This window comes from Amycolatopsis sp. WAC 01375 (assembly GCF_003947325.1).
Classification (GTDB): Bacteria; Actinomycetota; Actinomycetes; order Mycobacteriales; family Pseudonocardiaceae; genus Amycolatopsis.
In genome coordinates this window covers 141,681-160,391 of the sequence record NZ_QHHW01000009.1, presented here as the reverse complement: position 1 = coordinate 160,391, position 18,711 = coordinate 141,681, and the positions used below count along the sequence as shown (strand labels likewise).

General features: G+C 70.3%; 19 protein-coding genes. 10 read left to right on the top strand and 9 right to left on the bottom strand.

Annotated features, from left to right (window positions below; genetic code table 11):
• Window positions 1–15: 15 nt before the first annotated feature.
• On the bottom strand, window positions 16–1,644 hold the full coding sequence (gene pruA, locus DL991_RS02060) for an L-glutamate gamma-semialdehyde dehydrogenase (RefSeq protein WP_125780360.1): 1,629 nt from the start codon (window positions 1,642–1,644) through the stop codon (window positions 16–18).
• 128 nt (window positions 1,645–1,772) lie between these two features.
• Here pruA and DL991_RS02055 point away from each other — a divergent pair, with 128 nt between their 5' ends.
• Complete coding sequence (locus DL991_RS02055; protein ID WP_125780358.1) at window positions 1,773–3,374, top strand: CdaR family transcriptional regulator; 1,602 nt, start codon at window positions 1,773–1,775, stop codon at window positions 3,372–3,374.
• Window positions 3,375–3,416: 42 nt separating this feature from the next.
• Here the strand turns inward: DL991_RS02055 and DL991_RS02050 are convergent, their stop codons facing one another.
• The 4 genes from DL991_RS02050 to DL991_RS02035 form a co-directional block, all read right to left on the bottom strand.
• Window positions 3,417–4,424, bottom strand: a complete 1,008-nt coding sequence (locus DL991_RS02050; RefSeq protein WP_233598639.1) for an LLM class flavin-dependent oxidoreductase — start codon at window positions 4,422–4,424, stop codon at window positions 3,417–3,419.
• A gap of 40 nt (window positions 4,425–4,464) precedes the next feature.
• Window positions 4,465–4,857 carry a DUF6221 family protein gene (locus tag DL991_RS02045; protein ID WP_125780354.1) on the bottom strand — a complete coding sequence of 131 codons (393 nt, stop codon included), beginning with the start codon at window positions 4,855–4,857 and terminating at the stop codon, window positions 4,465–4,467.
• Window positions 4,858–5,117: 260 nt separating this feature from the next.
• Window positions 5,118–6,137 (bottom strand): DNA polymerase domain-containing protein, encoded by a 1,020-nt coding sequence (locus DL991_RS02040; RefSeq protein ID WP_125780352.1) that lies wholly within the window; start codon window positions 6,135–6,137, stop codon window positions 5,118–5,120.
• Between the two features lie 19 nt (window positions 6,138–6,156).
• On the bottom strand, window positions 6,157–6,714 hold the full coding sequence (locus tag DL991_RS02035; RefSeq protein ID WP_125780350.1) for a GNAT family N-acetyltransferase: 558 nt from the start codon (window positions 6,712–6,714) through the stop codon (window positions 6,157–6,159).
• 24 nt (window positions 6,715–6,738) lie between these two features.
• Here DL991_RS02035 and DL991_RS02030 point away from each other — a divergent pair, with 24 nt between their 5' ends.
• From DL991_RS02030 to DL991_RS01990, 9 genes are all read left to right on the top strand, one after another.
• A complete protein-coding gene (locus DL991_RS02030; RefSeq protein ID WP_125780348.1) occupies window positions 6,739–7,425 on the top strand; it encodes a TVP38/TMEM64 family protein in 687 nt (228 codons plus the stop codon).
• Between the two features lie 132 nt (window positions 7,426–7,557).
• The gene (locus tag DL991_RS02025) at window positions 7,558–9,207 is read left to right on the top strand and encodes a serine/threonine-protein kinase (RefSeq protein ID WP_255431340.1); all 1,650 of its coding nucleotides are present in this window, start codon (window positions 7,558–7,560) and stop codon (window positions 9,205–9,207) included.
• Between the two features lie 72 nt (window positions 9,208–9,279).
• A complete protein-coding gene (locus DL991_RS02020) occupies window positions 9,280–9,585 on the top strand; it encodes a hypothetical protein (protein WP_125780344.1) in 306 nt (101 codons plus the stop codon).
• A 19-nt stretch (window positions 9,586–9,604) separates the two neighbouring features.
• On the top strand, window positions 9,605–10,027 hold the full coding sequence (gene msrB / locus DL991_RS02015) for a peptide-methionine (R)-S-oxide reductase MsrB (RefSeq protein ID WP_125780342.1): 423 nt from the start codon (window positions 9,605–9,607) through the stop codon (window positions 10,025–10,027).
• A 76-nt stretch (window positions 10,028–10,103) separates the two neighbouring features.
• A complete protein-coding gene (locus tag DL991_RS02010) occupies window positions 10,104–10,979 on the top strand; it encodes a TIGR04222 domain-containing membrane protein (protein ID WP_125780339.1) in 876 nt (291 codons plus the stop codon).
• Window positions 10,972–11,778 (top strand): TIGR04222 domain-containing membrane protein, encoded by an 807-nt coding sequence (locus tag DL991_RS02005; protein ID WP_158634382.1) that lies wholly within the window; start codon window positions 10,972–10,974, stop codon window positions 11,776–11,778. Before DL991_RS02010 ends, DL991_RS02005 begins: the two co-directional genes overlap by 8 nt.
• Before the next feature lie 113 nt (window positions 11,779–11,891).
• On the top strand, window positions 11,892–12,845 hold the full coding sequence (locus DL991_RS02000; protein ID WP_125780336.1) for a TIGR04222 domain-containing membrane protein: 954 nt from the start codon (window positions 11,892–11,894) through the stop codon (window positions 12,843–12,845).
• Window positions 12,838–13,650 (top strand): DUF692 domain-containing protein, encoded by an 813-nt coding sequence (locus DL991_RS01995; protein ID WP_125780334.1) that lies wholly within the window; start codon window positions 12,838–12,840, stop codon window positions 13,648–13,650. Before DL991_RS02000 ends, DL991_RS01995 begins: the two co-directional genes overlap by 8 nt.
• The gene (locus DL991_RS01990; RefSeq protein WP_125780332.1) at window positions 13,647–14,003 is read left to right on the top strand and encodes a hypothetical protein; all 357 of its coding nucleotides are present in this window, start codon (window positions 13,647–13,649) and stop codon (window positions 14,001–14,003) included. Before DL991_RS01995 ends, DL991_RS01990 begins: the two co-directional genes overlap by 4 nt.
• A 147-nt stretch (window positions 14,004–14,150) precedes the next feature.
• On the opposite strand, the gene DL991_RS01985 is transcribed toward DL991_RS01990, so the two are convergent.
• The 4 genes from DL991_RS01985 to hemE are packed head-to-tail and all read right to left on the bottom strand — an operon-like array spanning window position 14,151 to window position 18,673.
• A complete protein-coding gene (locus DL991_RS01985; RefSeq protein ID WP_125780330.1) occupies window positions 14,151–15,497 on the bottom strand; it encodes a CoA transferase in 1,347 nt (448 codons plus the stop codon).
• A gap of 11 nt (window positions 15,498–15,508) precedes the next feature.
• Window positions 15,509–16,201 (bottom strand): hydrogen peroxide-dependent heme synthase, encoded by a 693-nt coding sequence (hemQ, locus tag DL991_RS01980; protein WP_125780328.1) that lies wholly within the window; start codon window positions 16,199–16,201, stop codon window positions 15,509–15,511.
• A 25-nt stretch (window positions 16,202–16,226) separates the two neighbouring features.
• The gene (gene hemG, locus DL991_RS01975) at window positions 16,227–17,606 is read right to left on the bottom strand and encodes a protoporphyrinogen oxidase (protein ID WP_125780326.1); all 1,380 of its coding nucleotides are present in this window, start codon (window positions 17,604–17,606) and stop codon (window positions 16,227–16,229) included.
• Entirely contained in the window at window positions 17,603–18,673 is a 1,071-nt protein-coding gene (hemE, locus tag DL991_RS01970) for a uroporphyrinogen decarboxylase (protein WP_125780324.1), read from the bottom strand. Before hemE ends, hemG begins: the two co-directional genes overlap by 4 nt.
• Between the last annotated feature and the right edge of the window lie 38 nt (window positions 18,674–18,711).

Here is an 18,711-nt window from a genome sequence, read left to right as displayed (position 1 = left end):
GGACTCCTGGAGAACTCAGCCCTGGTGGGGGTAGCGGACGCTGGTGGGCGGGACGAAGGTCTCCTTGATCGAGCGGGGGCTCGTCCAGCGGAGCAGGTTGAACACCGAACCGGCCTTGTCGTTGGTGCCGGAAGCGCGGGCACCGCCGAAGGGCTGCTGGCCGACGACCGCACCGGTCGGCTTGTCGTTGACGTAGAAGTTGCCGGCGGCGAAGCGCAGCGCCTCGGCCGCCTTCGCGACGGCCGTGCGGTCGTTCGCGATGACCGCGCCGGTGAGCGCGTAGTCGGCGGTCTCGTCCACCAGCTTCAGGACCTTGTCGAAGTCCTCGTCCTCATAGACGTGCAGCGCGAGGATCGGGCCGAAGTACTCGGTGCGGAAGATCTCGTGCTCCGGGTTGTCCGAAACCAGGATCGTCGGGCGCACGAAGTAGCCGACGCTGTCGTCCGCGGTGCCACCGGCGATGACGTCGATCTCGGCGTCCTCGGCGGCGCTCTTCAACACGGCCGCGTGCTTGTCGAAGGCGCGGCGGTCGATCACGGCGCCACCGAAGTTGTCCAGGTCGTTGACGTCGCCGTAGGTGATGGCTTCGGTCTCGGAGACCAGCTCGTCTTTCAGGCTCGCCCAGAGCGAACGCGGGACGTAGGCGCGGGACGCGGCCGAGCACTTCTGGCCCTGGTACTCGAAGGCGCCGCGGATCAGCGCGGTGCGCAGGATATCGACGTCGGCGGAGGCGTGCGCGAGCACGAAGTCCTTGCCGCCGGTCTCGCCGACCAGGCGCGGGTACGTGCGGTAGCCGGAGATGTTGGCGCCGACGGTGGCCCACAGGTGCTGGAAGGTCGCGGTGGAACCGGTGAAGTGGATGCCGGCCAGGTCGCGGTGGGTCAGGGCGACCTCGGAGACGGCCTTGCCGTCACCCGGGAGCAGGTTGATGACACCCGGCGGCATACCGGCCTCTTCGAGCAGCCGCATCAGCATGTGCGCGGCGTAGCTCTGCGTCGGCGACGGCTTCCACAGCACGACGTTGCCCATCAGCGCGGGCGCGGTCGGCAGGTTGCCGGAGATCGCGGTGAAGTTGAACGGGGTGATGGCGTACACGAAGCCCTCGAGCGGGCGGTGCTCCATCCGGTTCCAGATACCGGGCGAGCTGACCGGCTGCTCGGCGAGGATCTGACGGCCGAAGGCGACGTTGAACCGCCAGAAGTCGATCAGCTCGCAGGCGGAGTCGATCTCGGCCTGGAAGGCGGTCTTCGACTGGCCGAGCATGGTGGCGGCGTTCAGCTTGGCACGCCACGGGCCGGCCAGCAGGTCGGCGGCACGCAGGATGATCGCGGCGCGGTCGTCGAAGGACAGCGCGCGCCAGCCGGGGGCGGCGGCCTTGGCCGCGGCGATCGCGTCGTGGGTGTCCTGCGCGGTCGCGCTGTGGATGACGCCCAGCACCGCCTTGTGGTTGTGCGGCTGGACGACGTCGATCTTCTCGCCGCCGCCCTTGCGCTGCTCACCACCGATCGTCGCGGTGATGTCGATGGGGTCGGCGTTGCCCAGCAACTTGAGCGCGCCCTCGATTTCAGCGCGCTCAGCGCTGCCCGGTGCGTAGTTCAGCACCGGCTCGTTCTTCGGGGCGGGGGTCTGGGTCACGGCGTCCACTGACTGCTCCTGACTGCACTTCGCCGGGTAGAGGTCTCACCCCGAACGGTAGACCGGACAGCACGCCAACGGCTTGTTCGACTGGCTAGAATCAGGGTGACCATCTTGTCCGATCGGCCTAATCGGTGATGACGGTGTCCTCCCTGACCACTCAGACAACCCCTGGCGCCTCCCTGCGGCACGTCCTCGCCACGCTCGGGGAACCGCTGGTCAGGGTGCTCGCGGCGCCGAACGGGCTCGGCGTCGGCGTGGACGACGTCGTCATCCACGATCCGGAGGATCCGCCCGACGCCCATCCGGGTGACCTCGTCCTGGTGATCGGAGCTCGCGGACGCTCCGCCGCGGGGGCGATCCGGGCGGCGGGACGGTCCGGCGCGGCCGCCGTCGCGGTCAAGAACGGCATGGCCGTGGTGAACGTCGCGGCCGACGCGGGGATCGCGCTGATCGAGGTCGGCCACGAAGCACGCTGGGAGCAGGTCGAGGCGTTGGCCAGGGGCGTCGTCGACGCGGCCCGCGCGGGTGGCGAGGCGGACAGCGGCGAGGTGCTCGGCGACCTGTTCTCGCTCGCGCAGACCATCGCGACGCTGACCGGTGGCCTCGTCAGCATCGAGGACACCGCCAGTCGCGTCCTGGCCTACTCGCGGGCGGGCGACGAGGTGGACGAACTGCGCAGGCTCTCGATCCTCGGCCGCGAAGGTCCGGAACGGTATCTCGCGATGCTGCGCGAATGGGGGGTCTACCAGCGGCTTCGCGCCGGGGAGGGCATCGTCCGCATCGACGAGCGGCCCGATCTCGGCATCCGGCGGCGGATCGCGGCAGGCATCCACGCCGGGTCGCAGCCGCTCGGCACCATCTGGGTCCAGGAGGGCGCGCATCCGCTCACCGAAAGCGCGGAAGTCGCCTTGCTCGGCGCGAGCCGGGCGCTCGCGCCGCAGCTGATCCGGCACCGGACCTTGCCCAGCCCGGAACTCCGGTTGCGCGAAGATCTGCTGGCCGGCCTGCTCGACGGCCGTCTCGACGTGGAATCCGTCGCCGACGACATCGGCGCGGATCCCGGGAAACCCGCGATGGTACTGGGGTTCTCGCTCCCCCGAGACCGCGCCGCGACCGACCGGCAGCTGCGCCGGGCGGAACTGGTGCACCTGATCACCGTGCACACCGCCGCGTACCGGCGCAGCGCGCTGGTGAGTGTGATCGGCGGCCGCGTCTACGCGCTCCTTCCCGACCTCCCCGAGCACGCCGAGACACGGATCCTGGCGCTGGCCAAGGAAATCGTCGGCACCGCGCAACGACATCTCGACGTCCGGGTGCGCGCGGCGCTGGGCGGTGTCGTGCCGCGTCTCTCCGACGCGGCGGCGTCGCGTGGCGACGCCGACCGCGTGCTGGCGACGATGGCGCGCGGGCACGGGACAGCGGACGTCGCCTCGCTGGCCGACGTCCGCGCCGAGGTCCTGCTCTCGGAGGTGCTCGCTTTCCTGAGCGAGCAACCGAGGATCCGCGATCCGCGGCTGGCCGAACTGGTCGCGCACGACGCCGAGCACGGCGGCATCCTGGTGCCCGCGGTACTGGCCTACCTCGACGCCTTCGGCGACGTCCGGAAGGCGGCACGCGAGCTGAACATCCATCCGAACACGGTCCGCTACCGGGTGCGCCGCGCCGGCGAGGTGTCCGGCATCGATCTGGACGACCCCGCGCAGCGCATGCTCACCCAGCTTCTGTTGCGCCTCTAGGGTTTTCCCACCCGCAATTAGTCACCTACTTGCGGCGCGGAGTCACGACACGGCGGCGAGGCCGCGTAATCCCGCGACCTCGGCCAGTCCACGATAGGAATCCAGCCGCTCCGACTGGTCGAAAGTACTGGTGGTCACCAGGATCTCGTCGGCGCCGGTCTTCGCGACGAGGTCGGCGAGCCGGTCACCCACCTCGTCGGGGGTGCCGAAGAGCTGACCGTCGAGCGCCCGGTCCAGCCGCTCCCGATCGCGGTCCGACAGCGGCCCGGCGAGGATCTCCTCCACTGGCGAAAGCGGCGGGAACACGCCGTGCGTGCGCGAGTAGACGGTCGACCACGCTTCGGGGATCAGCAACCGGCGCGCCCGTTCGGCCGTCTCGGCGACCGCGATCGCCGTGGACACCACGACATACGGTCGCGAAGCCTGCGCGGAAGGCCGGAAGCCGGAGCGATAGCCCTCGATGGCTTCGAGCAACGGCCCTTCTCCCCGGACCGGCGCGATCACCAGCGGCAGCCCCAGTTCCGCGGCCAGCTTCGCCCCGGCACCGGTGGCCAGCAGAAAGGCGGGCACGCGCAGGCCTTCCGCAGGAATGGCGTGCACGCCCGGATACGCGGTCTGGTCGCCCGTAAGGAAGCCCAGCAGTTCCCGGACCTGGTCGCCGAAGCGGTCGGCGTCGTCCTTCTCGTGCCCGAGCGCCTGCCGGACGCCGCCGGTGAACCCGACCGACCGGCCCAGCCCCATGTCGATCCGGCCGGGGAAGAGCGATTCGAGCACACCGAACTGTTCCGCGACCACGAGCGGCCGGTGGTTCGGCAGCATCACGCCGCCAGTGCCGACCCGGATCCGTTCCGTCGCCGAGGCGACCGCGGCCGCCAGCACCGTGGGCGCCGAGCCGGCGACGCCGGGCACGCTGTGATGTTCCGAGACCCAGAACCGGTGATAGCCCAGTGCTTCGATGTCCCGCGCGAAGGCGACCGTGTCCCGCAAGGCGCGAGGCGCGTCGCCGCCGCGGCGGGTCGGAGACCGGTCCAGTACCGAAAGCGTGATCACCCTCGGGTCAACGCGACCGGACCCGGCGGGCATTCCCCGATCAGGGGCGCCAGCGCTCGCTGTAGTCCGGGTGATCGGCGTGCGGCAGTGCCAGCAGCCGCAGGGTGAGGCACCAGTTCGTCCCGGCCTCGTCGGCGGGGACGTGGCACGTCTCGCACCAGTACTCGTTGCCGTACAAGGGGAACCCCGGGACCTTCTCGGAAACCGTGGTGCGGTGCGCCTGCAGGAGGCGCCGGGTCGCCTCGATCTCGTTGATCATCTGGTTGACCGTGTCGAGTTCGATGTCGTTCATCGAACGGATCTTCTTTTCGATGACGACCTTGGTCTCACCACGATTGAGCGATTCGTTGATCTCGGTTTTCTTGACCGCCTGCATGATCAACGCCTGGCGTTGCCCCACACGCGCGGCGAGAAAGGCGATCAGGTCGTCCACGGGTACTCCTTCGTCCTCCCCCAGCCTAGTGTTCGGAGGGAAATGTCGCTGGCAGGAAGCCCGGCGTTACGGCCGGGTCCCGTGCGTCACACAGTCTCGTATCGATCCACCGCGTGACGGTGACTGGTTTCTCGATCGACACGAAAGCGCAATCACACTGCGAGCAAAAAGAAGGAAGAAACCATCGCCGGTACGAATCGGTCACCGAGAACGCACAGGTCGTCACGAAACGCGTTCCCGGGTCGCGAAAGCCGAAAGGCCTAAGTGTCGTCCCGCGCCTTGCTGGGCTGGACGCGCTTAGGCTCGCCCGGCATCTTCGGGTAGTCCGGCGGATACGGCATCTCGCCGAGACCATGGTCGCGTTCGTCCCGCGCGTACCACTCCAGCAGGGTCTCGATGCCGAACGCCCGCTCGTCCATCGGCGCGTGCAGGTCACCGCGCTCGGCGAAGAAGGCACCCGCGGTGAGGACGTCGAAGTCGTCCGGGTCCACTTCGGTCAGCAGGTCCCAGGTGAGCGGCATCGACACCGTCGCGCGCGGAGTGCCGCGGACCGACCAGGCCGACGCCACCGTGCGGTCACGCGCGGCCTGGTTGTAGTCGACGAACACCCGGCCGCCGCGTTCTTCCTTCCACCACGCGATGGTCGCCTTCTCCGGGATCCGACGCTCGACCTCGCGGCCCAGCGCGATCACCGCGTGCCGGACGTCGATGAAGTCCCACTCCGGCCGGATCCGCACCAGGACGTGCACACCGCGGCCACCCGAGGTCTTCGGGTAGCCCACCAGCCCCGCCGAATCGAGGACCTCACGCACCACGGCGGCGACCTCGACCGCGTCGGAGAACCCGGCCTCGTCGGGCGGGTCGACGTCGATGCGGAGTTCGTCGGGATGATCGACGTCGGGCCGCCGCACCGGCCACGGGTGGAAGTCGAAGGTGCCGAGGTTCGCCGCCCAGGCGAACACCGCGGGCTCGGTCGGACAGACCTCCTCCGCCGTCCGGCCCGACGGGAAGGTGATCTTCGCGGTCTCCACCCACTCCGGGGCGCCCTTCGGCACGCGCTTGGCGTAGAACCAGTCGCCCTCGACGCCGTCGACATAGCGCTTCAGCGTCGTCGGCCGCTCCCCGATCGCGCGCAGCAGCGGCTCGCCGACCGCGACGTAGTGCTCCACCACCTGGCGCTTGGTGATCCCCCTGGCCGGGAAGTACACCTTGTCCGGGCTGGACACCCGGACCTTGCGCTCGCCTGCCTCGACCTCGATCGGCTCACCGTTCTTGGGCATGCGCACACCGTATCGCCGATCAGGGCCGGGGATCGGTCCCCAGAACGGCCATCGTGATGACGTCATGCCACTCGCCGTCCCACCACAGCGCTTCCCGCTGGAGCCCTTCACGGACGAACCCGGCCTTCTCGTACGCACGCTGGGCTCGCGGGTTGTAGTCGAAGACCTCGAGCGAGACACGGTGCAGGCCGACGACGTCGAACGCGTAGTCCAAGACCAGCTTGGTCGCCTCGGTGCCGTAGCCCTTGCCGAAGAACTCCGGGCCGTTCAGCGCGATCCGGAAGGCCCCGGAGCGGTTGTCCTTGTCGACGTCGGTGAGCGCCAGATCGCCGACGTGCACGCGGTCGCCCTTACACACGATCGCGTAATCCGCGCGATCGTCGAGCCCCGGCCGTCCGGCCAGCCAGTCCCGGATCTGCTCGGGGGTGAACTGGGCGTGGGTGCCGGTCAGCCGGATGGATTCCGGCTCTTGCAGGGCTTTCCACGCGGTCTCGAAGTACGTCTCGTCGAGCTGGGTGAGCACGACGTTCTCGCCGGTGAGTTCGGGCTGCGTCCGCAGCGCCTCGGTATCGATCACGGCGGATACCGTACGGTTGACGCAGTGTCCGGCCGTACCAAATTAATCCTCGCGCTCACCGTGCTCGCCCTCTTCGTGGCGGCCGCGGTCCTGCTGCCGATCCCGAGCCCGGCCGGGCTCCGCGCCTGGGCCGCCGAGACCGGCCCGGCCACTCCGCTGGTGTTCTTCCTGGTCTATTCGGTACTGACGGTCGCGCCGATCCCCCGCACCGTGTTCAACCTGGCGGGCGGGCTGTTGCTCGGTGCCACGACGGGCATCGTCGTCGGCATCCTGGCGACCATCGTCGCCTCCGCGCTCTCGTTCACCCTTTCGAGAGCACTCGGCCGCGATCTGGTCACCCGGCACCTGCACCGGGCGAAGGTTCGCGCGGTCAACGACCGGCTTTCCGACGGCGGGGTGCTGGCGATCACCTCCTTGCGGCTGATCCCGATGGTGCCGTTCGCTCCGTTCAGTTACCTGTGCGGAGTGTCATCGGTTCGTTTCGCTCCGTATCTGATCGGGACCGCGCTCGGCAGCCTCCCCGGCACGATCGCGGTCGTCGTCCTCGGCGACGCGCTGACCGGGGAAACCCCGCCCGCCCTGCTGATCTGTTACGCCGTGTTCGCCGCGGCGGGGGCCATCGGGTTACTCAAGGTCTTCCGGCGGAAAGCCCGTCCGATGCCCGGAACGAGCGATGAGGAAGAATTGCCCGCCTCCGCACCGGCGAGCTGACGGGGAGCCGAAACCGCCGCCCGCTACACTCGATCGGGTGCGCGGGACCTGTCAGGTCGCGTAACGCCACCATCACCCGGGATGTGTTCGTCAAAGAATGTGTCAGGAGCAGTCGCCATCGACACCGGTCAGCTGATCGCTGGGCACTACCGCCTGGTCGAGCAAATTGGTAGCGGTGCCATGGGGGTGGTCTGGCGTGCCATCGATGTCCGCCTCGAGCGCTCGGTGGCGGTCAAGCAGATCCTCCCGCAGCCGGGTGTCTCCGAGGCCGAACGCGACAACATGCGCCAGCGCGCCATGCGCGAGGCGAAGAACGCGGCCCGTTTCCAGCATCCGAACGCGATCGTGGTGTTCGACATCGCCGAGCACGGCGGCGATCCCTGCCTGGTGATGGAGTACCTGAACGGCCCGAGCCTCTCGGCGATCATCTCCGAGGAAGGCACGCTGCCGCTGGGACGCGTCGCGAAGATCGGCGAGCAGGTCGCGTCGGCGCTGGTCGCCGCGCATCGCGCCGGGATCGTGCACCGTGACGTCAAACCGGGCAACATCCTGATCGACGAGGCCGGTACCGCGAAGATCACCGACTTCGGCATTTCCCGCGCCGCCGGTGACATGACGCTCACCCAGACCGGCCTGATCGGCGGCACTCCGGCGTACCTCGCGCCCGAGCTGGCGCGCGGCTCGGACCCGGTGCCCAGCTCCGACGTCTTCGCGCTCGGCGCGACGCTCTACCAGGCGATCGAGGGCCAGACCCCGTACGGGAACAGCTCCAACCAGCTGGCGCTGCTGTACGCGGCCGCGAACGGGCAGATCAACCCGCCGCAGCAGGCGGGCCCCGCGACGGCGCTGCTGATGAGCCTCCTGCGCACCGAGCCGACCGAACGCCCGACCATGGCCGAAGCCTGTGAGCGCCTCGCCGCGCTGGCGGCGAGCGAATCCGCCGCGGGCACGGCGGCGTCGCCGCGGCTCTTCGGAGCGGGCGGCGGTAGACAGCCCGCCGTGCCCGACACCCCGGGGCACGGCATCCCCGGCGGAGACCGGCCGCCGTGGCAGCGGACCGACAGGCCGGCGCAGTCCGCCGCGACGGCTCCTCCGCCCACCAAGACACACACGCCGACGGCCGCCTTCATCCCGATGCGCTCGCCGTCCGCCCCGCCGAACACGCCGCCGCGGCCGGTCGCCGCGATGAGCCCGCCGCCGTCCGCGGCCGCCCCGATGCGGCCGTCCCCGGCGAAGCCGACCGACGCCAAACGCAAGGCCGTCCTGTTCGCCGGCGCCGGTGCCGCGGTCGTGGTGATCGCCGTGATCGTGTTCCTGGCGCTGAATTCGGGCAACGGCGCCAACAACCAGGCGGGCGACAACACCGGGGCGAACCCACAGCCCGGCGTGTCCGCGCCCAAGTCGAGTGCCCCGTCTTCGTCGCGTCCCGCGCCGGCCGGCTTGGGTAAGACCCCGAGCGAAAAGGTCACGAGCTACTCGAGCGTGGGCACCTTCCTTCTGGACTTCTTCGACACGGGCAAGATCGGCACGTCCGCGAGCTGGAACAAGCTCACTGACGCCGCGAAGGCCGTGTACGGATCGGAGCAGGCTTTCACCGATTATTGGGCCGCTCACAAGGTCACCGGCTCGGAGAAGGCGCGAGCAGACAGCGGCGGCGGGAACCCCGACGGATCGATCGACATGAACATCACGATCAACGGCGGCCCGCGTCCGGCGCTGCGCGTGGTCCAGGTCGGCGGGCAGTACTTCATCGACGCCGACACGCGAGTACTCGGCAACTGACGCAGCGTGGCGGTGGTGAGACCCGCCTCGCTGGTGGTAGGCCAATCGCCGATCGTGGCTTACTGTTGCTCCATGGCCGATAGCGGACCTTTCGGACCTGGCCAGAATCCTCGTTTCGACGAGGACCTGGTAGGCCTCGACCCGTACGATCCCGAAGCCCGTGCCTTCGCCGAGCATCTGGACCGCATCGAACGCTGCGGCCCGAACTTCACCGTCGAAGCCTGCCTCGACGGTGTCTCCGATTTCGCCGACTCCAGCAACCGGCTCGGCGGGCTGCGCTGGTGGATTTCGGCACTCGTCGTGGTCCTCATCGTGCTCGGCGTGATGGTCACCGCATGGGACATCATCGGCCGGGCCATCGCGTGGCTCGCGGGGTAACGTGGAACCGGTGAAAGGCATGAAACCCGTTGTCGGAGCCACGCCGCGCGTGGTCAAATCCGAGCAGGAATGGCGGGAGCAGCTCAGTCCCGACGAGTACGCCGTGCTTCGCAAGGCGGGCACCGAGCGCCCCTTCACCGGGGAGTACACCGACACCAAGACCACCGGTGTCTACCAGTGCCGGGCCTGTGGCGCCGAACTGTTCCGCAGTGACACGAAATTCGAGAGCCATTGTGGCTGGCCGTCGTTCTACGACCCGGCCGACACCGACGCCGTCCTCCTCCGGGAGGACACCGCCATGGGGATGCGCCGGATCGAGGTGCTGTGCAAGTCGTGCCACAGCCACCTCGGGCACGTCTTCGAAGGCGAGGGCTATGACACGCCGACGGATCAGCGGTACTGCATCAACTCGATCTCGCTGACGCTCGTTCCCGAGTCGTAACCGAACGAAGCCAACCGCCGCCCTCCTTGACGCGTTCCCGTTGCACAGGAACAGCGTTGGGGAGGGCGGTGTCTTCATGAACGAACCTTGGGGAATCTCCGGACCGGCTTTCGCCTGGCTGTACGGAGTCTGTGCCGTACTGCCGATCGCGTTCGCCGTGGCGCACGAACTGTGGCTGCGTCGCGACACCGGCGCCAGGACGGTGCCCGGCCTCTATCACCTGGCCGCGCTGGCCGACGGTGTCGAGCGGGTCACCGACACGGCCGTCGCCGGTCTGCTCGACCGGCACTTCCTGCGGCCCGACGGCCGCGGCATCCTGCACCCGGTCAAACCGGTCCCGGCCGATCCGTTCGAACGCGCGATCGTCCTGCTCGTGCACGGCCACGGGACCGGCCTGCGCGAGCTGCGCTCGAAGATGGCACGGCACGAGGTCGTCCGGGAACTGCGCGCCGATCTGGAGCAGCGAGGCCTGCTGGTCCACGAGAACCGCCGCCGGAAGGGCTGGCAGTACGCGATCGCCGCGTACGTGGCCATCTTCGCGATGGGGATCGCGAGGCTGGCGAACGCCGTACCGCTGAAGCGGCCGGTCGGCGTCCTCGTCGTCCTGATCGTCGGTGTGGCCGGCGCGATCGGCCTTGCCGTATGGCGGCAATGGCCGGACCGTTCGGGCCGGGCGACCGCCGCGGCCGGTCTGGCGCTCCGTTTCGGCGATTGGGACCGCGCTCTGGCCGGCTCGGCGGCCGGGAAGGTCGCCCTTCACGGGTTGCAGGCCTTCCCTGACCGGGTCGTCGCGGTCACGCTGATCAAGACCGGCGGTACGAGGGCCAGGTTGTTCGCCGGCTCGGCGAGCACCTGCGGCGGAGGCGCGTCGTACGCCGTCGGCTCCTCGTGCGGTGGTGGCGGCTCTTCGTGCGGTAGCAGCAGCGGTGGCGGAGGTGGTTGCGGTGGCTGAAACCTGGGGCATCCCGGGACCGGAATTCGCTTGGCTGTACGGCTTGGCCATCGCGCTCCCCTTCGCCATCGCGGGGCTTCACGCGCTTTGGCTCCGGCGCGGCTTCCACGACGGCGGCAGGCTGCCGAGCGTGCGGCATGTGGCAGCCTTGGCGGGCGGCACCTCGCGGGTCACCGAAACGGTGGTCGCCGCGATGCTCGAACGCGAACAGGCCCGGCTCGGCCGTTCGGGCAGGCTCTACCGCACCCCGCTGGTCCCGGTCGATCCGCTGGGGCTGGAGCTCTCCGGTGCGCTCTCCGTGATACCGGACTACCGGCTGCGGGCGTGGATGAGCCGTGGGCCCGCGATGCGGGCGCTGTGGGCCGACTTGGGCCGCCGCGGCCTGGTGGTCGCGGAAGGACGACGACGGTTCACGTGGAGGATCACCGCCGCCGTCCACGCGGTTCTTCTGGGGATCGGGACGGTCCGGTGGATCGCCACCGGCGGCACCTGGGTCTTGATCGCGCTTCTCGTCGTCGCACTGACCCTGCTGATCGTCACCCTCCGGCTCGGCCGGACCGACTACGAAGGCAGGACGACCTCCGCGGGCCGTGAGGTGCTGGCCGAGGCGGAAACGGATCAAAGCCTCGTTTCCGGTGCGGCGGGCGCGGTGGCCCTCGGCGGCTTCGGCGCCTATCCCGATCGCGAACTCGCCCGCATCCTGAGCCGCCACAGCGGTCGGCCGGGCAAGGACTCTCGCACGTTCGCTTGGGGCGACGGGACGGGCTCCGAGTCCTATGGGACTGCCGGCAGCTTCTGACGGTCCAACTGCCGTCGTGAACACCCACTCCGGATGGTCGAATCACGGAACCACGACCGGACGGAAAAACGTCCGACTACGGTAAGTGCACCTGCTCGTGAAAGGCCCGTGCGATGGAAGACACCTGGGGCATCCCCGGACCCACTTTCCTGGCGATCTATGGCGCACTGCTGGTGTTCCCGCTGATCGTCGGTCTCCTGTGGACGATCGCGGCCAAGCTGGGCCGCAAGGCGCCGCGCGCCGCCGTGAGCGGACCGGAGCCGACGGTGTACGAACTCGCCTATCTCGCCGGCGGCCCGGACCGGGTGGTCGACACGGCCATCGCGGCGCTGGTCGACCGCGGGACGTTGCGGGTCAGCAGCACGAAACAGCTCCAGCTCACCGGCTCCGAGCCCGCCGACCCGATCGAAAAGGCCGTCGCCAAGGGCGCGCGGCCGGGGTACAACGCCACGACCCGCGGCATCCGCGACCGGCTGCGGATGTCGGGCCCGATGCAGGCGCTCGGCAAGGGGCTGGAGGACCGAGGACTCGTGGTCGCCGACCGGGCGCCGCGGATCCGCCAGGTCGTGTACTTCCTGTACTCCGCCGTGCTCGTCCTCGGTGTGGCGCGCCTGATCGCCGGGATCTCCGGTGACCACCCCGTCGGTTTCCTGATCCCGCTGCTGCTCGCGGCCGGATTCGCGACGCTGGTCGCCCAGGTGGTCAAGAACAAGCGGTCGGGTCCGCGTCCGACCGGCGAGGGCGACCGGATCCTCCACCGGGCCAGGTCCGCCCACGGGCGGGAGCGCAACCGCGGGATCCCCAACGCGACCGCGGTGGGCGGCACGAGCGGTGGCGCGATGATGGGCGGCGCCGTGCTGGGCGGCGCCGCCGCGGCGGTCGCGTTCGGCGGTCTCTCCTACTACCCCGACGATGAACTGAGCGCGGCCCTGATCCCGCCTCCGGTCTCCGGCGGTTTCGGTGGCGGTTCGTCCGGCGGCGGCTCCACGTGCAGCAGCGGCGGAAGCTCGTGCAGCGGCGGCGGAGGCGGCGGGAGCTCCTGCGGAGGCGGCGGCTGTGGTGGCTGACGGGCCGGGCAGGCTCGGGATCGGCATCGGCTGGCGGCACGAGCTGGACCTGTCGATCGCACGGCTGCCCGGCGTCGACTGGGTCGAGGTCGTCGCCGAGAACCTGCACACCGGGCATCTGCCCGAGACCCTCGTCGCGTTGCGCGACAAGGGAATCCCGGTCCTGCCGCACGCGGTTTCGCTGTCGCTGGGCGGCGCCGAACCACTGGACACCACACGCGTCGAGCATCTCGCGGAGGTCACCCGCGAGCTCGGCGCGCCGATGGCCAGCGACCACGTGTGCTTCGTACGCGCGGGTGGCCTCGACTCGGGGCATCTGATGCCGCTCCCCCGCACCCGGGAAGCGCTCGATGTCCTGGTGGACAACGTCAAACTGACGCAGTCCATCGTGGACGTCCCGTTCGCGCTGGAGAACATCGCGGCGGTGCTGGAGTGGCCGGACGCGGAGTTCACCGAGTCGGAGTTCCTGCGGGAGCTGACCGACCGGACCGGCTGCCTGCTGATCATCGACGTCGCCAACCTGTACGCCAACGCCCGCAACCTCGGCACCGATCCCGAACGGTTCCTCGACGAGATCCCGTGGGAGCGGCTGGCGTACACGCATATGGCGGGTGGTGTCGAACGCGACGGCGTCTACCACGACACGCACGCCCATCCGGTGGTACCGGAGGTGCTGGACCTGCTGCGTGAACTGCGGCGGCGCACCGAGCCGCCGGGTGTCCTGCTGGAGCGCGACGACGACTACCCGCCCGACAGCGAACTGGCGGCCGAACTGGCCGCGCTCAGGGAAGCGGTCTCGCCGTGACGTCGCCCCGGGAGCGGCTCGCCGCGCGGCAGGCCGAGCTGCTCAAGGCGCTGCTCGCCGGAGGCGACGCCCCGGCGGGCTTCGACGCGGAGCGGCTCCGTATCGAAGCGAACGTCCTGCGGAACAAGCAAAGCAGGCTGGTCGCCTACCTTCGCCCGGACCTCGCCGAGGCGCTCGGAGACCGGTTCGGCGCACTCTTCCGCGAGTACGCGACGAGCAGCCCGAAGACCGACGCGATCCGCGCGCGGGCGTACGCGGACGCCTTCGGCGCATGGCTCGTGGAACGCGGTGAGGTACCCAAACCGAAGGGACGCCTCGCCGGCCGCCTACGGCTACGCCTACGCCGCAATTAGTCACCTACTTGCGGCGGTTCGCGGTCTTCCAGGATGTCTCAAAGGGACCCTTCAGGACGTTCGACGTCTCAAAGGTGCCCTTCACGACACCGACCAACCGCCCCAGAACCAGCAAACGCTCGCAATTAGTCACCTACTTGCGGCGGTTCACCAGACCGGGCGGTCGCTTCCGGGTACGTGCGTCGCTTCCGTCCACTGTGGATTCGAGCCGGGCAGCGCACCGGCCATCTTGACCCGCGTGACCCGGCCGAGTTGACCGTCGACCTCTTCGGTCCATTCGCCGCCGTCGAAGCCGGTGGGCCCGGCTTCCTTGCGTCCCAAGGAGTTCAGCCACTCCCCGGTCCCGGCGAGCGAGGTACGGACGTGCTGGGTGCCGCCATCGGTGGCCGCCCGGCGGAGCGCGGTCATGATCGCCGCCGCGGTGAGCCAGCCGGTCGCGTGGTCGAGTGCCTGCACCGGAAGCGGTCCCGGGCCGTCGAGCCCGGCGGTCTTGCCGCCCTCGTCGGCGATCCCCGACGCCATCTGCACCAGGCTGTCGAATCCGCGCCTGCGCGCCCATGGCCCTTCCCAGCCGTAGGCGGACAGGTCCGCGACCACGATCCCCGGCCGGAGCTCCGCGATCGCTTCCGGCGAGAAACCCTTGGCCACCAACGATCCCGGCCGGAAACCCTGCAGCACGACGTCGGCGCGCGCGATCAGCTTGCGCAGCCGCGAGCGCCCGGCCTCGGTCTCCAGGTCGACGTACGCCGAGAGCTTGCCCATCCCGGTGTCGACGGCCAGCGGCGGCACGGTCGGCAACTGGGCAGACCCGATGTGCATGACGGTGGCGCCGTGCGCGGCGAGCACGCGGCCCGCGACCGGTCCGGCGATGACGTGGGTCAGGTCCAGGATCCGCACCCCGCCCAGCGGCCGGTCGGACTCGAACAGGCGCACGGGTTCCGACGGCCCGAGCGAGCGGATCTCGGCGACGGGCAGCCCGCCGGCAGCCTGTCCTTGCTTGTGCGCCAGCCACTCCTCGCGGGAGCGCAGCACCGCGGCCGCACCGCCGGCACCGATCACCGCCGACTCGACCTCGTACTTCGACTTGGCCGCCACGACCTTCTCGAACGCCGCGCGGGTCGCGGGCACGCCCAGGCCCCAGCACACGGCGGAGACGTGACGCGGGTAGTTGCAGTGCAGCCGCACCCAGCCGTCGTTCGCCTGGTAGTCGCCGGACAGCGGCGCGCTGAACGGCACCGGTTCGCCGTCGACCCGGATGTACTGCTCGCTGTGGAACGACGCGGTGGCGTGCCGGGTGTCGACCGAGACCTTGCCCGGCTCGATCCCGCGCAGCCGCAAGAGCTCACCGGCGGCCAGCGTCGCGGCGGCGATACTCGTGGTCGCCGCCTCCTCGACCCGGAAGGTGCCGGACAGCACCGACTCCGGGCCGGTGATCTCGACGGCGTCTTCGGCGAGGGTGTCGCCGGTGAGCGTGGTCCAGACGCGGGTGTCCACGGAGGCCTTCACTAGGGCAGGAGCGCGATCAGCTCGGCCGGTTCCACCTTGGTCCCGGTGTAGAACGGGATCTCCTCGCGCACGTGGAGGCGGGCCTCGGTGCCGCGCAGATGCCGCATCAGGTCGACGATGCGGTGCAGTTCGTCGGCCTCGAAAGCGAGGATCCACTCGTAGTCGCCCAGCGCGAACGACGCGACCGTGTTGGCGCGGACGTCCGGGTAGTCGCGGGCCTCCTTGCCGTGGTCGGCGAGCATCTTGCGGCGCTCGTCGTCCGGCAGCAGGTACCACTCGTAGGAGCGGACGAACGGGTAGACGCAGATGAACTTGCGGGCCTCTTCACCGGCGAGGAACGCCGGGATGTGGCTCTTGTTGAACTCCGCCGGACGGTGCAGCGCGACCTGGCTCCACACCGGCGCCGACGCGCGGCCGAGCGGGGTGTGCCGGAAACCGCTGTACGCCGCCTGGACCTGCTCGATCTCCTCGGCGTGCCACCAGATCATGTAGTCGGCGTCGGCACGCAGCCCCGAAAGGTCGTAGACACCGCGGACGACGACGCCCTTGGACTCCAGGGCGTCGAGGTACTCGGTGGTCTCCGCGGTCGCCTTCGCGCGGTCTTCACCGAGCTTGCCCTGCTCGGCCCGGAAGACCGACCAGGCGGTGTAGCGGATGGTGTCATTGAGCTCGTTGTAGTTCAGCCGCGCCATACCGCCATCTTGGCACTGCCGGTGCTCAAGAGCCCTCGTGGGTCGGTGTGATCCCGGCGATGCGGCGGGCGGCCGCGTCGGCGGTGGCGATACACGCCGGGAGCCCGACGCCGTGCAGCGTCGCGCCCGCCACGGCGAGGCCCGGGACGCCGGCGACGGCGCGTTCGATCCGCTCGACGCGGACGAGGTGCCCGGTGCCGTACTGCGGGAGCCCGCCGCCCCATCGGGTCACCAGGGTGTCGATCGGTTCGGCGGTGACCCCGGTCAGCCGGGCCAGATCGTCGCGGACCACGCGGACGAGTTCGTCGTCGTCGGCGTGCAGCGCGCCCGGTTCGCCGAAGCGGCCGACCGAGCCACGCGCCAGCATCGGGCCTTCGCCGTACTGCGCCCATTTGCGGGAGGAGAAGGTGAACGCCTTGGCGGCGAACGGCTTCCCGGCGGCGTCTCGCTCGCCGGCGCCGATCAGCACCCCGGACGACTCCGGCAGCGCGGTCCCCGGCGGGAGCGCGAGCGCGACCACCGCCATCGACGCGAGTTCGACCTTGGCGAACATCGACGACGCCACTCCTGCGACACCGTCGAGCAGCCGCCGGGCCGAAGGCGCCGGGACCGCGAGAAGAACCGAGTCGGCGTCGAGGTCGTCGACCTTCCAGCCGCCGGCGGTGCGCTCGAGTGCCGTCACGGTGGTCCCGGTCCGGATCTCGGCGCGGGACAGCTCCGCGAGCCGCGTGATCAGCGTTCCGAGGCCGCCGAGCAGGGTGCCGAAGACCGGCGCCGTGCTCGGCGAGGCGGGCATGAGCGAGGCGGCGCCTTCGGTGAGCGAGCGCGCGCCGCGATCGATCGCGGACGCGAGACCGGGCATCGTCGCGCGCAGCCCGAGGCCGTCCGCTCCCCCGGCGTAGACCCCGCCGAGCAGCGGATCGACAAGCCTGTCGACCAGTTCGTCGCCGAAGCGCTCCCGCAGCAGCGGGCCGAGTGGCACGTCACCGGCGGGCAGTTCCACCGGTGACAGCGACGACTCGGCTTCGACCAGCGCGCGGCCCTTCTCCGACAGCACTCCCGCGACCGCGTCGGCCGAGGCCGGAACGCCCATGACCGTGCCCGGCGGCAGGCCGAGCACGGATCCGCCGGCGTGGATCTTGGCGCGGGCCTTGGTGGGGTGGACGAGGCTTCCGCCCAGCCCGACCTCGCGGACCAAAGCGAGCGCCTCGGGGCGGCGGGCGAGGAAGGCCTCCGCGCCGACGTCGTAGCGTTCACCGGCGAGTTCGACCGTGCGGAGCTTTCCACCGAGGGACTCCGTCGCTTCGAGAACGACGATCCGGGCGGCTTCGCCGAGCAGCGTCCGCAGCCGGTACGCCGCGGTCAGCCCCGAGATACCGCCACCGATGACGGCGATCGTTCTCATCGGAGTTCGTGTACCAGCCCGACCACGCGCGTCAGAACGTCCGGGTCGACGCCGGGCAGTACGCCGTGGCCGAGGTTGAAGATATGGCCGTCGGCCGCGCGGCCCTCGGCGTGGATGCGCCGGACCTCCGCTTCGAGCACCGGCCAGGACGCGTGCAGCAGCGCCGGGTCGAGGTTGCCCTGGACGACACCGCCGCCGAGCCTCCGGACCGCCTCGTCGAGCGGGATACGCCAGTCGACGCCGACCACGTCGGCGCCCGCGTCGCGCATGGCCACCAGCAGCTCGCCGGTGCCGACGCCGAAGTGGATCCGGGGCACGCCGTAGCTCGCGACCGCGGACAGCACCTTCGCCGAATGCGGCAGGACGAACTCGCGGTAGTCCCGCTCCGAGAGCGCGCCCGCCCATGAGTCGAACAGCTGGATCGCGTCGGCCCCGGCGTCCAGCTGCGCGGACAGGAAGGTGATCGCCATGTCGGCGAGACGCCCGGCCAGCTCGTGCCACAGCTCCGGCTCGGAGTGCATGAGCGCTTTGGTGTGTTCGTGGTTGCGGCTCGGGCCGCCCTCGATGAGATACGACGCCAGGGTGAACGGCGCGCCCGCGAACCCGATCAGCGGCGTCTCGCCCAGCGACCCGACCAGGAGCCGGACGCCCTCGGCGACCCGCTCCACCTGCTCCGGGTCCAGCACCGGCAGCGCGCGCACGCCCGCGGCGTCGCGGATCGGCTCGGCGACCACCGGTCCGGTGCCCGCGACGATGTCGATGTCGAGGCCCGCCGCTTTGAGCGGGACGACGATGTCGCTGAAGAGGATGGCCGCGTCGACGCCGTGACGGCGGATCGGCTGGAGCGTGATCTCGGCGAGCATCTCGGGGTCGAAGCAGGCGTCGAACATCGAGGTGCCCTCGCGCAGCGCCCGGTACTCGGGCAGCGACCGGCCCGCCTGGCGCATGAACCACACAGGGGTGTGGGCCGGGCGTTCACCGCGCGCGGCGGCCAGGAACGGCGCACCGGGCAGGGCGCGACGGGCCGCGGGAACGGTCTGCGCGGGAGAAGCAGCTGAAGGAGACATCACGGTTCATGGTGCCATGGGTGCTCAGGGGCCTTACT

Coding starts and splice junctions, on each gene's coding strand:
- DL991_RS02055 (WP_125780358.1), top strand. CDS start 1,773: ATGACGGTGTCCTCCCTGACCACTCAGACAACCCCTGGCGCCTCCCTG.
- DL991_RS02040 (WP_125780352.1), bottom strand. CDS start 6,137: ATGCCCAAGAACGGTGAGCCGATCGAGGTCGAGGCAGGCGAGCGCAAG.
- DL991_RS02020 (WP_125780344.1), top strand. CDS start 9,280: ATGGCCGATAGCGGACCTTTCGGACCTGGCCAGAATCCTCGTTTCGAC.
- msrB (WP_125780342.1), top strand. CDS start 9,605: ATGAAACCCGTTGTCGGAGCCACGCCGCGCGTGGTCAAATCCGAGCAG.
- DL991_RS02010 (WP_125780339.1), top strand. CDS start 10,104: ATGAACGAACCTTGGGGAATCTCCGGACCGGCTTTCGCCTGGCTGTAC.
- DL991_RS02000 (WP_125780336.1), top strand. CDS start 11,892: ATGGAAGACACCTGGGGCATCCCCGGACCCACTTTCCTGGCGATCTAT.
- hemQ (WP_125780328.1), bottom strand. CDS start 16,201: ATGGCGCGGCTGAACTACAACGAGCTCAATGACACCATCCGCTACACC.
- hemG (WP_125780326.1), bottom strand. CDS start 17,606: ATGAGAACGATCGCCGTCATCGGTGGCGGTATCTCGGGGCTGACCGCG.
- hemE (WP_125780324.1), bottom strand. CDS start 18,673: ATGTCTCCTTCAGCTGCTTCTCCCGCGCAGACCGTTCCCGCGGCCCGT.